Annotated in this window: 12 protein-coding genes; 7 read left to right on the plus strand and 5 right to left on the minus strand. The window is 48.0% G+C overall.

All coding sequences use genetic code 11. From position 1 onward, the window contains the following. Positions 1-266: 266 nt before the first annotated feature. Together Q0X64_RS07295 and Q0X64_RS07300 are read left to right on the plus strand one after the other, a co-directional pair. Entirely contained in the window at positions 267-2486 is a 2220-nt protein-coding gene (locus tag Q0X64_RS07295) for an NADP-dependent isocitrate dehydrogenase (protein ID WP_297810650.1), read from the plus strand. A gap of 505 nt (positions 2487-2991) precedes the next feature. Next, positions 2992-3291 carry a hypothetical protein gene (locus Q0X64_RS07300; protein ID WP_297810653.1) on the plus strand — a complete coding sequence of 100 codons (300 nt, stop codon included), beginning with the start codon at positions 2992-2994 and terminating at the stop codon, positions 3289-3291. Here the strand turns inward: Q0X64_RS07300 and Q0X64_RS07305 are convergent, their stop codons facing one another. The 5 genes from Q0X64_RS07305 to pstS form a co-directional block, all read right to left on the minus strand. Continuing rightward, the gene (locus tag Q0X64_RS07305; RefSeq protein WP_297810656.1) at positions 3292-3957 is read right to left on the minus strand and encodes a hypothetical protein; all 666 of its coding nucleotides are present in this window, start codon (positions 3955-3957) and stop codon (positions 3292-3294) included. Between the two features lie 86 nt (positions 3958-4043). Continuing rightward, positions 4044-4871: a phosphate ABC transporter ATP-binding protein PstB gene (gene pstB / locus Q0X64_RS07310; RefSeq protein WP_297810658.1), complete on the minus strand. Its 828-nt coding sequence runs from the start codon at positions 4869-4871 to the stop codon at positions 4044-4046. A 12-nt stretch (positions 4872-4883) separates the two neighbouring features. Then, positions 4884-5783, minus strand: coding sequence for a phosphate ABC transporter permease PstA (gene pstA, locus Q0X64_RS07315; protein ID WP_297810661.1), 900 nt, complete (start codon positions 5781-5783; stop codon positions 4884-4886). Then, positions 5780-6757, minus strand: a complete 978-nt coding sequence (gene pstC / locus Q0X64_RS07320; protein ID WP_297810664.1) for a phosphate ABC transporter permease subunit PstC — start codon at positions 6755-6757, stop codon at positions 5780-5782. The genes pstA and pstC overlap by 4 nt, the downstream gene beginning before the upstream one ends. A gap of 98 nt (positions 6758-6855) precedes the next feature. After that, entirely contained in the window at positions 6856-7914 is a 1059-nt protein-coding gene (pstS, locus tag Q0X64_RS07325; RefSeq protein WP_297810667.1) for a phosphate ABC transporter substrate-binding protein PstS, read from the minus strand. Positions 7915-8230: 316 nt separating this feature from the next. On the opposite strand from pstS, the gene Q0X64_RS07330 reads away from it, so the two are divergent. The 5 genes from Q0X64_RS07330 (at position 8231) to Q0X64_RS07350 (ending at position 15029) form a co-directional block, all read left to right on the plus strand. After that, on the plus strand, positions 8231-8839 hold the full coding sequence (locus Q0X64_RS07330) for a sigma-70 family RNA polymerase sigma factor (RefSeq protein ID WP_297810669.1): 609 nt from the start codon (positions 8231-8233) through the stop codon (positions 8837-8839). Between the two features lie 32 nt (positions 8840-8871). Next, complete coding sequence (locus Q0X64_RS07335) at positions 8872-9861, plus strand: FecR domain-containing protein (RefSeq protein WP_297810672.1); 990 nt, start codon at positions 8872-8874, stop codon at positions 9859-9861. Between the two features lie 114 nt (positions 9862-9975). Beyond that, positions 9976-13533, plus strand: coding sequence for a TonB-dependent receptor (locus tag Q0X64_RS07340; protein WP_297810675.1), 3558 nt, complete (start codon positions 9976-9978; stop codon positions 13531-13533). A 393-nt stretch (positions 13534-13926) separates the two neighbouring features. Continuing rightward, entirely contained in the window at positions 13927-14589 is a 663-nt protein-coding gene (locus Q0X64_RS07345; RefSeq protein WP_297810678.1) for a MotA/TolQ/ExbB proton channel family protein, read from the plus strand. 29 nt (positions 14590-14618) lie between these two features. After that, positions 14619-15029, plus strand: a complete 411-nt coding sequence (locus Q0X64_RS07350) for a biopolymer transporter ExbD (protein ID WP_297810681.1) — start codon at positions 14619-14621, stop codon at positions 15027-15029. Positions 15030-15040: the final 11 nt, after the last annotated feature.

Below are 15040 nucleotides of genomic sequence, written 5' to 3' on the forward strand. Positions count from 1 at the left end.
TGACAAACCTGTCCATCGGCATGAAATAATATTGTCATGTCGAGCGCAGCCGAGACATCTCAAGCTCTGCGAAAGTGTCTTGCCGGTGGCATTTCACCAATCCGGGCAAACAAAACCCGGCTGAACCGGTATAATAAACCGCCATAAAGCGGCGTATAGCTCAGCTTCACTGCGCCCATGACAATCCACATCACAAACCTGTTAACTGCAATGCTGCAAAGCTTCAATGCTTTGCGGCCTGGATAAGGTGTTACATAGGAATAAGCATGTCGAAAATTATCTACACTAAAGTTGATGAATCTCCCGCCGCGGCAACCTTCTCGTTATTGCCCATCATCCGCGCCTTTACCAAGCCGGCCGATATCGATTTTGAAATCAGTGATATTTCACTCGCCGGACGTATTATCGCCAACTTTCCCGACAAGCTGACCGAAGCGCAGCAGATTCCTGATCACCTGAGTGAACTGGGCAAACTGACCCAGGACCCATCCACGAATATTATCAAGCTGCCTAATATCTCGGCCTCGATCCCACAGTTGAAAGCAGCAATTAAAGAACTCAAAGGCAAGGGCTATGACCTGCCAGATTATCCTGACAGCCCCAAAAACGACGCAGAACAACAAATCAAAGATCGTTATGCCAAGGTACTGGGGTCAGCCGTCAACCCGGTGCTGCGCGAAGGTAACTCTGATCGCCGTGCACCGGCGGCAGTGAAAAACTATGCCCGTAGCAATCCGCACTTTATGGGTGAGTGGCAAGCTGAATCGGCCACTGATGTGGCGCATATGGAAGACCATGACTTTTATGGTAGCGAGCAGTCGATCACTGCCACCAAGCCTGATCAATACCAGGTACGCTTTATTGCTGCCGATGGTAAAGAAACGGTACTGAAACAGGCAATACCGGTACTGGCCGGTGAGGTGGTGGATGCCACCCGTATGAGTGCCAGTAGTTTGCAGGCCTTTTATGCCGATGCGATTGCCCGTGCCAGACAAGAGGGCGTTTTACTGTCGTTGCACCTCAAAGCCACCATGATGAAAGTCTCTGACCCCATTCTTTTTGGTTTCGCGGTCAAAACCTACTTCAAGGCCTTGATTGATAAGCACGGCGATTTGTTTGATGAACTGGGCGTGGATTTCAACAACGGGCTGGGTGATCTCTATAGCCGTCTGGACAAGGTCGATGCCGACACCCGGGCTCAGATTGAAGCCGATATCGAGGCGGTTTATGCCCAGCAACCCAACCTGGCGATGGTAGACTCTGATAAAGGCATAACTAATCTCCATGTGCCTTCAGATGTGATTATTGATGCCTCCATGCCAGCGATGATTCGCGCGGGCGGCAAGATGTGGGATAAAAACGGCGAGCAGAAAGACACCCTGGCGATGATTCCGGACCGCTGTTATGCCGGGGTTTACAAAACGGTCGTCGATGACTGCAAAGCCAAGGGCGCGCTGGACCCGGTTACCATGGGCTCCGTCCCTAACGTGGGCCTGATGGCCAAAAAAGCCGAAGAATACGGCTCACATGACAAGACTTTTCAGGCCCAGGGTAAGGGGCAGATTATCGTCACCAATCAAGACGGTGACACCGTGTTTGCGTTTGATGTGGAAGCCGGGGATATCTTCCGGATATGCCAGACCAAAGATGAGCCGATTCGTGACTGGGTCCGGTTGGCCGTCAACCGCGCGAGACTCTCGAACACCCCGGCCATCTTCTGGCTGGATGAAAACCGCGCTCATGACAATCAATTAATCAGCAAGGTGCATGAGTATCTGCCTGAACATGACACCGAAGGTCTCGACATTCGCATTCTCAATCCGGTGATTGCCACCCAGATCACGCTCGACAGAATGCGTAAAGGTGAAGACACCATTTCTGTGACCGGTAATGTTTTACGTGACTACAACACCGATCTGTTCCCGATCCTGGAATTGGGGACTTCAGCTAAAATGCTCTCTGTCGTCCCACTGATGAAAGGCGGCGGCCTGTTTGAGACCGGCGCTGGGGGTACCGCTCCGAAACTGTTGAATCAGTTACTGGAAGAAAACCACCTGAGCTGGGATTCTCTGGGCGAGCTGATGGCTTTGGCCGCTTCGCTGGAGCACGTCGCTAACAGCCATAACAACGCTAAAGCCAAGGTACTGGCAGACACGCTGGACGCAGCCACCGGCCAGTTGCTGCAGGAAAACAAATCACCTAAAGAGCAGACCGGTGAACTGGATAATCGTGGCAGTCATTTCTATCTGGCGATGTACTGGGCACAAGCGCTGGCAGAGCAGGCGGATAACGCCGAGCTGAAAGCGGTCTTCGAGCCGATTGCCAGGGCATTGTCTGAGCAGGAATCGCAGATCGTGAATGAACTGAACTCGGTACAGGGCAAGAAAGTCGATATGAACGGCTACTACCTGCCCGATGACGCTGAGATGCTTAACATTATGCGTCCCAGTGAGCACTTTAATCAGATCCTGGCTGAACTGATTTAAGGCAAAAGCCCATGCCGGACAAAAAGCCCTCAACCGAGGGCTTTTTTATTGCTCCACCCGGGAGTGATAGTTTTCGTCAGTGATCTGCTGCAACCAAAATACCTTTTATGAATCATCGGGTTTAAGCAGACAATCAAGCACATCTGCGGGCCAGCAGAAAAAAGACTTTGCCACTTATGGTTGTCATATTAGCGTCATTGATGACTGTCATAATTAAGACTTTACACGCTGTTTTTATAGTCACAGTATCGGGGGCTCTGTTTTTCAGGTTTGATACATGAGCCCAGATAATATGACATTGGCAAGTGTTGCTTGAGAATAAGCAAAGTCGCTGATACACACCCTCTGCCTTATCTCACATTGCTGAATGGTGACGTTCCACCCATTAGCAATATGACTCTGTATGTCCGGAGCTGCGCTATATTGGTACATAATGGCTATATAAACAGGGCTGAGCTTCAATCAGGCAGTCATTTTAGATACATTCACAACAGGCATTGTGCAGATGAAAACTGAATCATCCGATGAATTGGCTATTGAATTTACGCCACTGGAAAAAATTGAAGTGCTCTATAAGGAGTTGGTCAATTGGTATGGTGAAGCCGATAAAAAAGAGTTACGCGTGGCCGCCAAGCTGTTGATTGTGGCGCTGGAGAAATTTTCCATTCATGCAGGAGCGGGCTGGCAGCAAATGGTTCAGGAATATATCGATATCCTCAAACAGGACCCGGAGAAGTTTGAGCGGATTCTGGAATCAAATCGTGGCGAACTCAAGCAGAAAAAATCCACTGACGCCTACCACTAGTTATTGTTCAAGCACAAACGCCTTGTCCTGCTCTTTTTCCAACAGACAGGCAAACTTTCTGGTTTGCTTTGGCAGGTATAGCCAGTCATCAACAAGATTGTTTTTACTGCGTTTTTTTGTCATTTCTGCAGGCTCAAAGAAAAACCTGGCGTTTTCAGCACTGAGAACGAAAGGGGCATGACCTTTTTTCATCAGCACATAACTCATGATCAGCGAGCCGGTTCTGTGATTGCCCTCGAGAAATAACTGCGGCTGACTGAGCATAAAAGTAAAAATGCCGGCGGCTTGTTTCCACACACTGTCGTGGTCATGAATATTCAGCCATTCCATTAACTGTCCGATGCCAGCTGTCTGATTTTGATAGAAATAATTTTCTGTTGCTTCAAACTGCGAGGCGTCTTCGGTTGCCGACACCGGCGCGTGCTCAAACAGCACAGTATGATTGAGCTCAAGGAAAAAATGCGAATTACCGTACTTAAACAGATCTATGCCTTCAGCGATGAACTCATCGATCAAGGCATAGCCCGATAAGAGATTAGCGATGACCTCATCTGAGGGCGGCGTCTTTTTAACGGTAAGTTCAGCATTGATATGCTTGAACTGGTGTTGAGTCCGAACCAGACAGGATCGGATCTGAGCCAGATTTAGCCGTGATGGTGTCTCCATCAATCCAGACCCCGACACCGTAATGAGGCAAGCAACGTCCCTGTCCGAGCGCGATCAACATCCGTTTTAATCATACCAATCGTCTATTAGCTGAACTCACCCCGGACATACGCCTGAGTCAGTTTCTGTCTGGGATCTTCAAAAATTTGTTGCGTGTCACCCATCTCTACCAGGTGACCGGTACGGCCGCCTTTAGAGATGTCCACGCCCATAAATGCCGTGACATCTGCGACACGGGTTGCCTGCTGCATGTTATGCGTTACCAGCGCCACACTGTAGTGCTGTTTCAACTCGATCATCAGTTCTTCAATCTGACGCGTGGCAATGGGATCCAGGGCAGAACAGGGCTCATCCATCAAAAGCACATCCGGCTCAGTGGCGATAGCTCTGGCAATACACAAACGCTGCTGTTGCCCCCCTGACAAAGACAGCCCGCTGTTATTGAGCTTGTCTTTGACATCGTTCCAGATAGCGGCACGCTCTAATGCTCTGACAACCATTTCTTCTTCGTCACCTTTAAAGCGGTTCAGACGCAAGCCGAAGGCGACATTGTCATAAATGCTCATCGAGAATGGATTCGGTAACTGGAATACCATGCCAATGTATCTTCTGACGACAACGGCATCGACCTTTTTACTATAGATATCCTGGTTGTGGTAATGAATCTGGCCGTCAAACCTGAATGAATCGATCAGATCATTCATTCTGTTCATGCTTCTCAGCACCGTACTTTTACCGCAACCCGAGGGGCCGATAAAGCCGGTGACTTTATTTTTTTCAACCGGAATGTTGGTGTCACGCACGGCGCGAAAGTCGCCGTAGTAAATGTTGTTTACCTGACAGTCCAGTACAACCGGGCCTTGTGGCTCGTACTTGTCAGCGATAAAAGTGTCCAGTTCGGATTGATTGTTCATGTTAAACCTCGACTAATCTTTGAATTTGCTTTTGCCGACAACGCGTGCCAGAACATTGAATATCAGGACAATCATCACCAAGACGAGCGATGCCGCCCAGGCCAGCTCGATCTGATTGTCAAACGGCATACCGGAGAAGTTGTAAATCAAAATTGACAGTGATGCGGTCGGCTCAGCCAGTTCCGCCATGTAATAGTTACTGAACAGTGCGGTGAACAATAATGGAGCAGATTCACCGGCCGCCCCGGCTACAGCCAGAATCACGCCAGTCAGAATACCCGGCAGGCCTGTAGGTAAAACGACTTTCATGATGACCTGTGTGTTGGTACAGCCCATGCCGAATGCCGCGTCTTTCATCTTTTGCGGAACCTGTTTCATGGCCTCTTCAGCAGCCAGGGTCACGGTAGGCAGCATCAATACCGCCAATGCCACACCACCGGCCCAGGCAGAGTAGGTGCCGGTAGTCACCACCAGAACGGCGTAAATGAAAACACCAGCCAGAATAGAGGGGAAGCCGGTCAGTACTTTCGCCAGAAAGCGTGAAGTCGTGGCCAGCTTGCTGCTGGGGTCAAGTATGGCCAGATAGATGGCGGCCATGGTGCCAAGAGGAATACTGATAGCGGCAGCGATACCGACCATTACCAATGTGCCGACAATCGCGTTACCGAAACCACCCCCCATTTCAAAGCCTGCCGGGGGCAGGGCAGTAATTGCCTCCAAGTCGAGGCGTGCGCCGCCTTCAACAACCAGCATATAAATGACAGAGAACAGCGGAATACTGGCAATGACAGCCAGTAGCCAGACAAAACCTGTCAGCAATGTATTTTTCAGCGCCCGCCATTCAAAAGCATTTCTCTCCAGTGAGGGGAGATCGAATTGGGGTGGCAGGACCTGTTCGTCGAGATGATTCACTTTTTGCCCTCAAATTTACGCATGGTGTATTGCTGCACCGCCAGGCCCGCGACATTAACGATAAAAGTAATGACCAGCAGCACCAGAGCCGCGTACATCAGTGCCTGAATTTCCATCTGGCCTGCTTCAGGGAAGGTTGATGCCAGTAATGAAGCCAGTGTATTGGCAGGGGCGAACAGGGAAACACTGATGTTATTGACGTTACCAATCAGCATCGCCAGCGCCATGGTCTCACCCAGAGCACGGCCGAAACCCAGCACCATACCGGCTAAAATGCCCGAAGAGGCAGTAGGCAGCATGACTTTCAGTATCACTTCCCATTTAGTGGCGCCCATGCCATAAGCTGCCTCTTTCACTTTGTAAGGAATCCGGCGGAAGGCATCAGCCGAGATTGCCGCCACGGTGGGTAGAATCATGATCGCCAGTACCAATGCGGCCGGTGCCAGGCCAGGCCCACTCAGTTCAGTCCCAAACAAGGGAAACCAGCCCAGCTTTTCATGTAACCACTCCGCACCGGGTCTGAGTAAAGGGATAAGTACATAAATGCCCCACAAACCGTAAACAACAGAAGGAATCGCAGCCAGCAATTCAATGATGGTTCTGAACGTCACTTCAATCTTGGCGTGCACAAATCCCTGGGTCAGGAAAATGGCAATGCCAACACCCAGTCCACCGCCAATCAACAGGGCCAGCAGCGAACTATAGAGGGTTCCCCAGATTTCAGGCAGTACACCGAACACCTCTTCGTTGGTGTCCCATGTGGTGCCGGTGACAAAGCCCAGGCCATGCGTTTTTATTGCGGGCATGGCTTGAGAGCCCAACTCGAATACGATGTAGCCCACCAGAAGCAAAATGGAAAGCGCGCAGAAGTAGGCAAAGGCTCTGAAAGTGGCGTCTTTCAGGTAGTCAGACGCAGAGGGAGGGGCGGAAAGTGTCCGCGCACTGCTGGCTGATTTAAAAGGATCATAGGCCATGGGAAAACCTGCTCAGGATAACGGGATTAATAGCAAAAATGCTGCAAGCACCAGACAGGCGCTTGCAGCATTGAACAGAAAGTCCAGTTCTCAATGATTTATTGGATCATTGCTGAAGCATTGCGAACGCGCTCTACCACGTTCTCAGGCAGCGGGATGTAACCCATTGCTTCTGATGATTCCTGGCCGGTGGTCACCATGTATTCGATCAGGTCACGCAGGGCTTTGGCTTTTTCATCATCCTGGTCTTTGTAAACCAGCAACCAGGTGAACGAAGCGATAGGATAGGCATTGTCACCTGATGGGTCAGTGGCCCAGGCACGCAGGTCAGGAACGTCGCTACCCGGCAGGTTGCCTTCAGGGAAGGTAGTGGTAGCCAGCGCAGCTGCACCGGTTTCGCTACCAGCAGGAATGTAATTGCCAGCCTGGTTTTGCAGCATCGCAGTAGGCGTGTTGGTCAGTTTGGCAAAGCCATACTCAATGTAGCCGATAGAGCCAGGGGTTTGCTTGATTGTGGCCGTCACGCCATCGTTTTTGGGCGCTTTTACAATCTTGCTGTCAGCTGGCCAGTTTGGAGACTTGGCAGCACCAACCATTTCTTTGAACTCAGGGTTAATAGCTGCAAGGTGGTTTGTAAATACGTAACTGGTGCCGCTTGAGTCAGAACGCACAACGACGGTAATTTTTTCGTCAGGCAGTTCTACGCCAGGATTGGCAGCCTGAATTTTCGGGTCATTCCAATGAGTAATTTTGCCCATGAAGATTGCCGGGTAGACATCGCGAGGCAGTTTCAGCTGTTCTACACCATCCAGGTTATAGGAGAGCACCACTTCACCAGCGGTCATCGGCAGCAGGATGGTGCCTTTTTTGACCTGTTCGATTTCACTGTCTTTCATTGCGGCGTCACTGGCAGCAAAGTCGACGGTTTCATTGATGAAGTCGCGAATACCTGCACCACTACCTTTGGACTGATAATCAACACGAACGCCATCAGTTTTCTTGCTGTAGTCCTTAAACCATTTGTTATAAATCGGTGCCGGGAAACTGGCTCCAGAGCCGTTCAGCTTCAAGTCTGCATGAGCATTCACTGATGACATGCCGACAGCGACGGCGCCGACCAACAGAACCGATTTCAGATTGCGTGCTAATAACTTCATAAAAACTCCTGATTTAGAAAAACGTAATGCAATACGTCATGTGTTATCAGCTGCACGTTAAAGAAGTTTGGTTAAAGTTTTATGACAGTAATGAAATAAATGATGCAGTGCTCAAAATGGGCTTGATGCTGTGGGTGAATAAAACCACTTTCAAAGCTTCGTAATATGGAAAAATCTGTGCTTTGTCTATGATATTCATCAAGCCTGGTATTTACGAAAAACACTACTGACTCTTAGCCTGAAATTAGAAAATTACATTTCAGGATTTTTTCCTATATTTAATGAGGGTTTGCTAGTAGTAATTTAATGATGAAAGTTGTGTGAATTTCATCACATCTTAAATTTAACCGATTATTTTGCTGAGCTAGCCAGGCTCTGGGGGAGTGTGATGAACACAACATCTATTCATCAGGCGGTAGATGCTGACACTGCTTTGTCGGCCAAGAATGACACTGTCGACGAGCTCTATCGCTCACATAATCTCTGGCTCATGAGTTGGCTCCGTAGAAAACTCGGTTGTAAACATGACGCCGCTGATCTGATGCAAGATACCTTTTCTCGTGTGCTGCAAAAAGATGATTTGTCCGACATCAGAGAACCCCGAGCCTTTCTGACCACCATTGCCCATGGCATCTTGGTTAACCACTTGCGGCGCCGGGATATTGAAAATGCCTATCTCATGGCGCTATCCCAGTTGCCGGAAGCAGAGTCACCATCAACAGAAACGCTCTGTATGATAATAGAGGCATTGACTAAAATAGATGAAATGCTTGATGGTCTGCCGGATCATATTCGCAGTGCATTTCTCTGGTTCCAGCTTGAAGGTATCACCCACGCCGAAATTGCATCTCGCCTGTCAGTTTCAGTCAGCTCAGTCAGACAATACATAGCCAAAGCGCTATTGCACTGTATCGAATTTGCCTAGCATGCCAACCTTTGCTTATTGGCACTTTAACAATGAACCCAAAAACCACCGACGCACTCAACTCAGCAACTCAATGGTACGTATTTCTGACCTCCGGAGAAGCCACCGATAGTGATCGCAGGGACTGGCAAGACTGGCTCAAAGCCTCTGCTGAAAATGAGCGAGCCTGGCAGAAAGTTGAATCCGTGACCGGGCGTTTTACTGGACTCGATAATAAAGCCAGTCTCTCTGTATTGGATCGTCCTAAGCATGAACGACAGGCGATCTTTGATGAGCAACGACGTCGTGCTATCAAACACCTGAGCCTTTTGTTTATGGTCGGAACCAGTGGCTGGCTCGCCTATCAGCACAAACCCTGGCATGGACTGATGGCTGATTTCGCCACAGCCACAGGCGAAATAAAACATGTCACCTTACAGGATGGCAGCAAACTGGTGCTTAATACCAATACAAAAGTGGCGGTACAATTTGATAAGCAATACCGTCATCTACAACTGCTTCAGGGTGAAATATACATTGAAACTGCCAAGCAGCCCGTCGAGCAACATCGCCCCTTTATCGTCACAACCGAGCATGGCTCGGCCACCGCACTCGGCACGCAGTTCAGTGTGAGAATTCATGACAAGCAGAGCCAGGTGGGTGTGTTCAAAGATGCGGTCGAAGTTAAGGCCAGTGACGTGAGTTCACACTCTGTGAGGCTTAACGCGGGTGAGAAAGTCTCATTCACAAGAAATAAACTCTATGCGAAAGTGGCTTTCGACCTTTCAGCCAAAGCCTGGACTCAGGGCTTTATTATCGCCGACAAAATGCCGCTGAAAACCTTTGTCGATGAACTTTCCAGATACCATACCGGCGTTTTACGTTGCGACCCGTCTATCGCTGAGCTGACTATCTCAGGTGCCTTCCCTTTGACTGACACGGATGCCACCCTAAAAAGCGTCAGTCAGATTCTACCGATTCAGGTTGAAAGCCACACTCGATACTGGACGATGATAAAGCCTGCCCAGAAACAGCCCAGCTAGATTAAATGCTTAAATTTTTGAAGAAATAAAAATTTTTTTCAAAACCGACTGACACTTTTCCAATCTCGATTGGCATAACCAGTATAAAAGCCAAAAATATAGCGGGAGAGAAAAGTGAAACCAGTCAATCCGGGAGCGATCAGCCCCAAAAAAATACTCCACCTCAGTATCACTCTGGCCATTCTCGGGGCAACGCCTTTCGTTGATATGCAGCAAACCGCCTTTGCTGCTGATGAGACTGAATCTACTTCCACAGAAAAGACTTACGATATACCCGCAGGTCCGTTGAGCACGGCAATTTCCAGCTATGCTGCTCATAACGGTGTGCGTTTAACCTTCGACCCAGCCTTAGCTGACGGCAAAAGCACCGATGGACTGCAAGGGCAATACAAGATTACTGAAGGTTTCGAAAAGCTACTGCAAGGCAGCGGCTTGCAAGTGGTGGATGATCAGGCTGGCGGTTATTTTTTGGTGCCGGGACAGGAAGGATTGCCTGGATTGGGGGAGGACCGTCTGATTCTGGATACCGTTAAAGTGCGTGCGAAGCGTTTTTATGAAGTGGGTCCCTTACCCGGGCTGGGTCTGACCAAGGAAGAAATTCCATCAAATGTTCAAAGCATTAGCGCAAAAGAAATCAAAGAAGCTCATTCGGTCAGTATGGTGGACTTATTCAATAAGAAATTGCAGGGGGTTACCGTTAATGATTACCAGGGCAACCCATTCCAGATGGATGTGCAATATCGTGGTTTTACTGCCGGTCCGCAAATCGGAACGCCTCAAGGTTTGAGTGTTTTCTTTGATGGAGTTCGTGTTAATGAACCCTTCGGAGATGTTGTGAATTGGGACATGATTCCCATGAATGCTATCGCAGCAGTCGATATATTCCCTGGCTCTAACCCAATTTTCGGTCTTAACACGCTTGGCGGGGCGTTCACGGTCAAAACTAAGGATGGTTTTAATAATACCGAAATGGATGCAGAGGTGTTGGCAGGCTCTTTTGGAAGGAAGCAACTTCAGATAGAAAATGGTTGGAATAATGGCACCTTTGCATTGTTTGGTGCAGGTAATTTCTTTATGGAGGATGGTTGGCGTGAGAATTCTCCGACAGAAGTTAACCAGGCTTTCGTTAAAGCCAGTTACAGAGGTGACAAACTGGATTTAAATTTGAGCACATTGCTTGTCAGTAATGACATGGTAGGTAATGGAATGCTCCCAAGTGAGATGTATGAGAAAGATAGAAATGCTTCATTTACCTCTGAAGACACAACAGAAAATCGACTTAAGCAGTTCCAGTTAGCGGGTGCTTATCAGGCAAAAGATAATTTTTCGATTACAGCTCAAGTCTACCGACGCGACAGTAAGCGGAGTCAAAAAGGCGCCGATGTCTACACGGATTATGAGAATAACCGCGGAGCTAAATTTGTTCCAGATGCTGATGATGACTACACCTGTAAATTGTTAAGCACGAATGAATATGGCATACCTGATTATTATGTTGTTTCCGTGAATAGAACGCAGGGAGAAGAGTTGTTTTTTACTCAGTTCTGGAATGAAGCTTTTATTACTCAAGATATAGACTTGAATGACTACAGTAATCTAAAAAATACCGAACTCTCAGATAAGTTTGTAGCGGGATTCAAAGCCTCCTTTTATGAAGGTCAAAACTTTGCCAGGCAGTTTTTCTACAATCGCGGCGCACTGACTCAAGCTCCAGAACCAGGGGAAGTTGATTACAACGGAAATGGTTTCACCGAAGCCGCCACTTCCTATGGTGTCCCAACTTTTGGAAATGATCCTCAGATGGGGGCAGGTGTTTCTAATCCGTCATACCCAATTTTACAAACGACAGGGGGATTCGATGCATATTTTACAACTTATGCAGACAACGGGGATATCTATCAAAATTTTGTTATCTTTGAATCCCCGGTAAATAACGAAACCTGTCGAGATGACTTTAATCAAACAAATGATTATCCCGGTCCATACAACATCATTAACCCGGAAACGGGCTTTCCATATCTGATCGATGGTGCTGATCTTGGTGAACCTGGCTGGGTTGAAGGTACACCTACAGCGATTGTTACCAATAATGAAATTGATCAAATGATCGATGGTGCTTCAATTCAATTTAACTGGAACTTAGACCAGCACAAATTCATGATTGGCGCATCCATTGACGATGCCAGCGCCAGTTATTCCAATACCCAACAGCTCGGATTTATGGATTCCGAGCGAAATGTTTATCTCGACCCCGAGCAGGCTAATCCACAATTTGGTGCGGCTTATTACCCACTAACAAATAATAACTTTTCTGGTACGAATACCACGATGAGTGTCTATTTCAGTGAGACTTGGAGTCCAATGGAGAAATGGAATTTTAATTTCTCTGGAAGATACAACCACACGCAAACTAAAAATAAAGTCGCAACCCGATATGGCTTTGGTGCTTTTGAAGCGGGTGCTGTTCGAGTTGCACCTGATGAATACGATGTCTGTACGACTGAGGAAGAGTGCAATACACCTCAGAACTACACATCTCAGGAAGATTTGACTCGCCTTACAGTTAACCCGCCAGAAACAGAGGAGTTTGATTTCTATTCTTTCAACCCGTCGATAGGGGCCACATGGCAGGCGAAAGAAAACTTGAATATCTATGGAAACTGGTCACAAGGCTCGCGCGTCCCTAGTGTTATTGAGCTTGGTTGTGCTTTTGATGATACACCTGTTTATGTCGGTGGAGACATGGGGGATCGTAATGACCCTGATAGTTATAGAGCAAAAAGTATTACAGAAAACAGACAGTGTTATTTACCTACAACCTTGTCTGGAGACCCTTATTTACCTCAAATCAGGTCAACGTCTTATGATTTCGGGCTTAGGGGTATGCTTGGCGAAAATTTACAATGGAATCTTGGCATTTATCAAACTGATCTGAAAGATGATATCTATTTTGTTGCTGTGCCCGGTGGTGGCGGTAGTTCAGGTTTCTTTGATTCGATAGGTGACACACGCCGTAGAGGCCTGGAAGCCGGCTTGTCGGGACAGAAAGGAAGGTGGGGCTTTAGCGTTAACTACTCGATGACTGATGCGTCATTTGAAAACGATTTCTTCATGTACAGTGAAGACAATAGCAGTGCTCAGTATCTCGATGGCTATGGTTCCAACACTATCAAGGTTGAGAAAGGTGACAAAATGCCGGGCGTCCCTTTGCATAATCTCAATGCGACGCTTAGTTACATGGTTACACCGAAGTGGCAGGTTAGCCTAACGGGAATAGCACATTCTGAGATTTATGTGCGTGGAAACGAAAATAATGATCATGAAACTGGTAAAGCCCAGCTTCGTCAGGTCACTTTTCCTGATGGTTCGACAAGAATGGTTGCAAGGCAAACACCCTATAACCCGGGGAAATTGCCTGGTTTCGCGACCTTTAATTTCCAAACCAGTTATAAATTCACGCCTAACCTGACAGTTAACTTTCTAGTGAACAATATCTTTGACAAGGAATACTTCACTGCAGGTCGACTGGGTCGTAACCCATTCTCGCCCAGTATCAATGGTGCTATCGGGCCTGATGGCTATAACCATAATTCCAGTGACTGGTTGAGCTCCAACTTTATTGCACCTGGAGCGCCGAGAGGAGCTTGGTTGAGTGTCAATTGGGTTTATTAATAAAAAGTTAGTACTAAAACCCGGTCTCTAATGACAAATACGATCAAGTTTTTCTACTTCTTTCCATACCTGGTGCTAACCATGCGGGTCAGCACCAGGTATGAGCTTCAAATCAGCTGCATTAGTCTCAAACTCCATTGAAATAGCTTTTGGATAAAAAAATATGGATATTCACCGTAAATTCCGGTTGAGCTTGAAGTTAATCAAATACCTTTGTATTGCCGTTTTCATCCTCTTTTTGCTGGTAGTGCAACTTATGCAGCCGGATGCATGACCGGGTGGCCTTTGTCACTTTGACTCTCTTAATTGGCATGGTTAATAGAGGCGTAACTTTTCCTAGAGCTTAGCTGGTTACGTTCTCGGTCTGCCAATCATCACTAAGGAAAATCACCAATGGATATCACTGCGCCGAATATCGTTGAATCCGTGCTTATCTTTCTCATCTTTTTATCTGTTCTGATCTGGGCAGTAGGCATATCTAAATATGTAAGTTTCATGCAATACGCACGGGCTGACAGGGCGTTCCTGAGACACTTTTCCGGTTCCAGTCATGTCAGCGATCTTGATGACGGGGAGATGAATCAAAAAGGTCGATTAGCCCGTGTTTGTCATGCTGGGCTGGCTGAGTTGGATTTAATTCAGACGCTGGAGGGCAAGGTCAGTAACGATGAAAAACGTGAAATTCTGAACCACGCTTTGGAGCAGCAGGCGCATGTGGAGCAAGTCCGGATGGAAAACGGCTTGTCGATTCTTGCCAGTGTGGGTTCCACGGCACCGTTTATCGGCCTGTTCGGCACCGTATGGGGGATTATGAATGCGCTGAAAGAAATTACTGCTTCCGGTTCGGCCAGCCTGGATGTGGTGGCCGGGCCAATCGGTGAGGCGTTGATTGCGACAGCGGTTGGTATTGCCACGGCTGTTCCTGCTGTGCTGGCTTATAACTACTTTTTGCGTAAAGTCCGTCTGTCATCAGCGACGATGGATAATTTCGCCTCCGCTTTTCAGTTATTAGCCCTTAAGTCTGGTGCGATCTCCAACAGACAAATCGACAACTGATTTTTCATTATTCATAAGAGGCAAACGCCATGGCAATGAACAGTGGTGGAAGTGAAAACATGATGAGCGAAATCAATGTCACGCCGCTGGTGGATGTGATGCTGGTGTTGCTCACCATCTTTATTGTAACGGCGCCTTTGTTGATGAATGCAGTACCGCTGAACCTGCCCAAGGCCACGGCGGATGTGGCTGTGACCCAGCCCGAATCGGTGACAATCAGTGTCACTGAAGATGGCAGCCTCTTTTTTGACAAAGAGGCGGTAACGGCTGAGGCACTGGATACCCGGCTAGCGCTGGCCGCGGATAACAAAGAACAAATTGTTGAGATTTTTGCTGATGAGAGGGTGGAATACGGTGCGGTCGCCGATGTGATGGCGGCGATTCAGCGTGCTGGTATCAGCAATTTCACCTTTGTCATGCAGCCCGAGGCCGAGCAGTGACATTGAAGGCT

The organism is uncultured Methylophaga sp. (assembly GCF_947259025.1).
Classification (GTDB): Bacteria; Pseudomonadota; Gammaproteobacteria; order Nitrosococcales; family Methylophagaceae; genus Methylophaga.

Coding starts and splice junctions, on each gene's coding strand:
- Q0X64_RS07295 (WP_297810650.1), top strand. CDS start 267: ATGTCGAAAATTATCTACACTAAAGTTGATGAATCTCCCGCCGCGGCA.
- Q0X64_RS07300 (WP_297810653.1), top strand. CDS start 2,992: ATGAAAACTGAATCATCCGATGAATTGGCTATTGAATTTACGCCACTG.
- Q0X64_RS07305 (WP_297810656.1), bottom strand. CDS start 3,957: ATGGAGACACCATCACGGCTAAATCTGGCTCAGATCCGATCCTGTCTG.
- pstB (WP_297810658.1), bottom strand. CDS start 4,871: ATGAACAATCAATCCGAACTGGACACTTTTATCGCTGACAAGTACGAG.
- pstC (WP_297810664.1), bottom strand. CDS start 6,757: ATGGCCTATGATCCTTTTAAATCAGCCAGCAGTGCGCGGACACTTTCC.
- pstS (WP_297810667.1), bottom strand. CDS start 7,914: ATGAAGTTATTAGCACGCAATCTGAAATCGGTTCTGTTGGTCGGCGCC.
- Q0X64_RS07335 (WP_297810672.1), top strand. CDS start 8,872: ATGAACCCAAAAACCACCGACGCACTCAACTCAGCAACTCAATGGTAC.
- Q0X64_RS07345 (WP_297810678.1), top strand. CDS start 13,927: ATGGATATCACTGCGCCGAATATCGTTGAATCCGTGCTTATCTTTCTC.
- Q0X64_RS07350 (WP_297810681.1), top strand. CDS start 14,619: ATGGCAATGAACAGTGGTGGAAGTGAAAACATGATGAGCGAAATCAAT.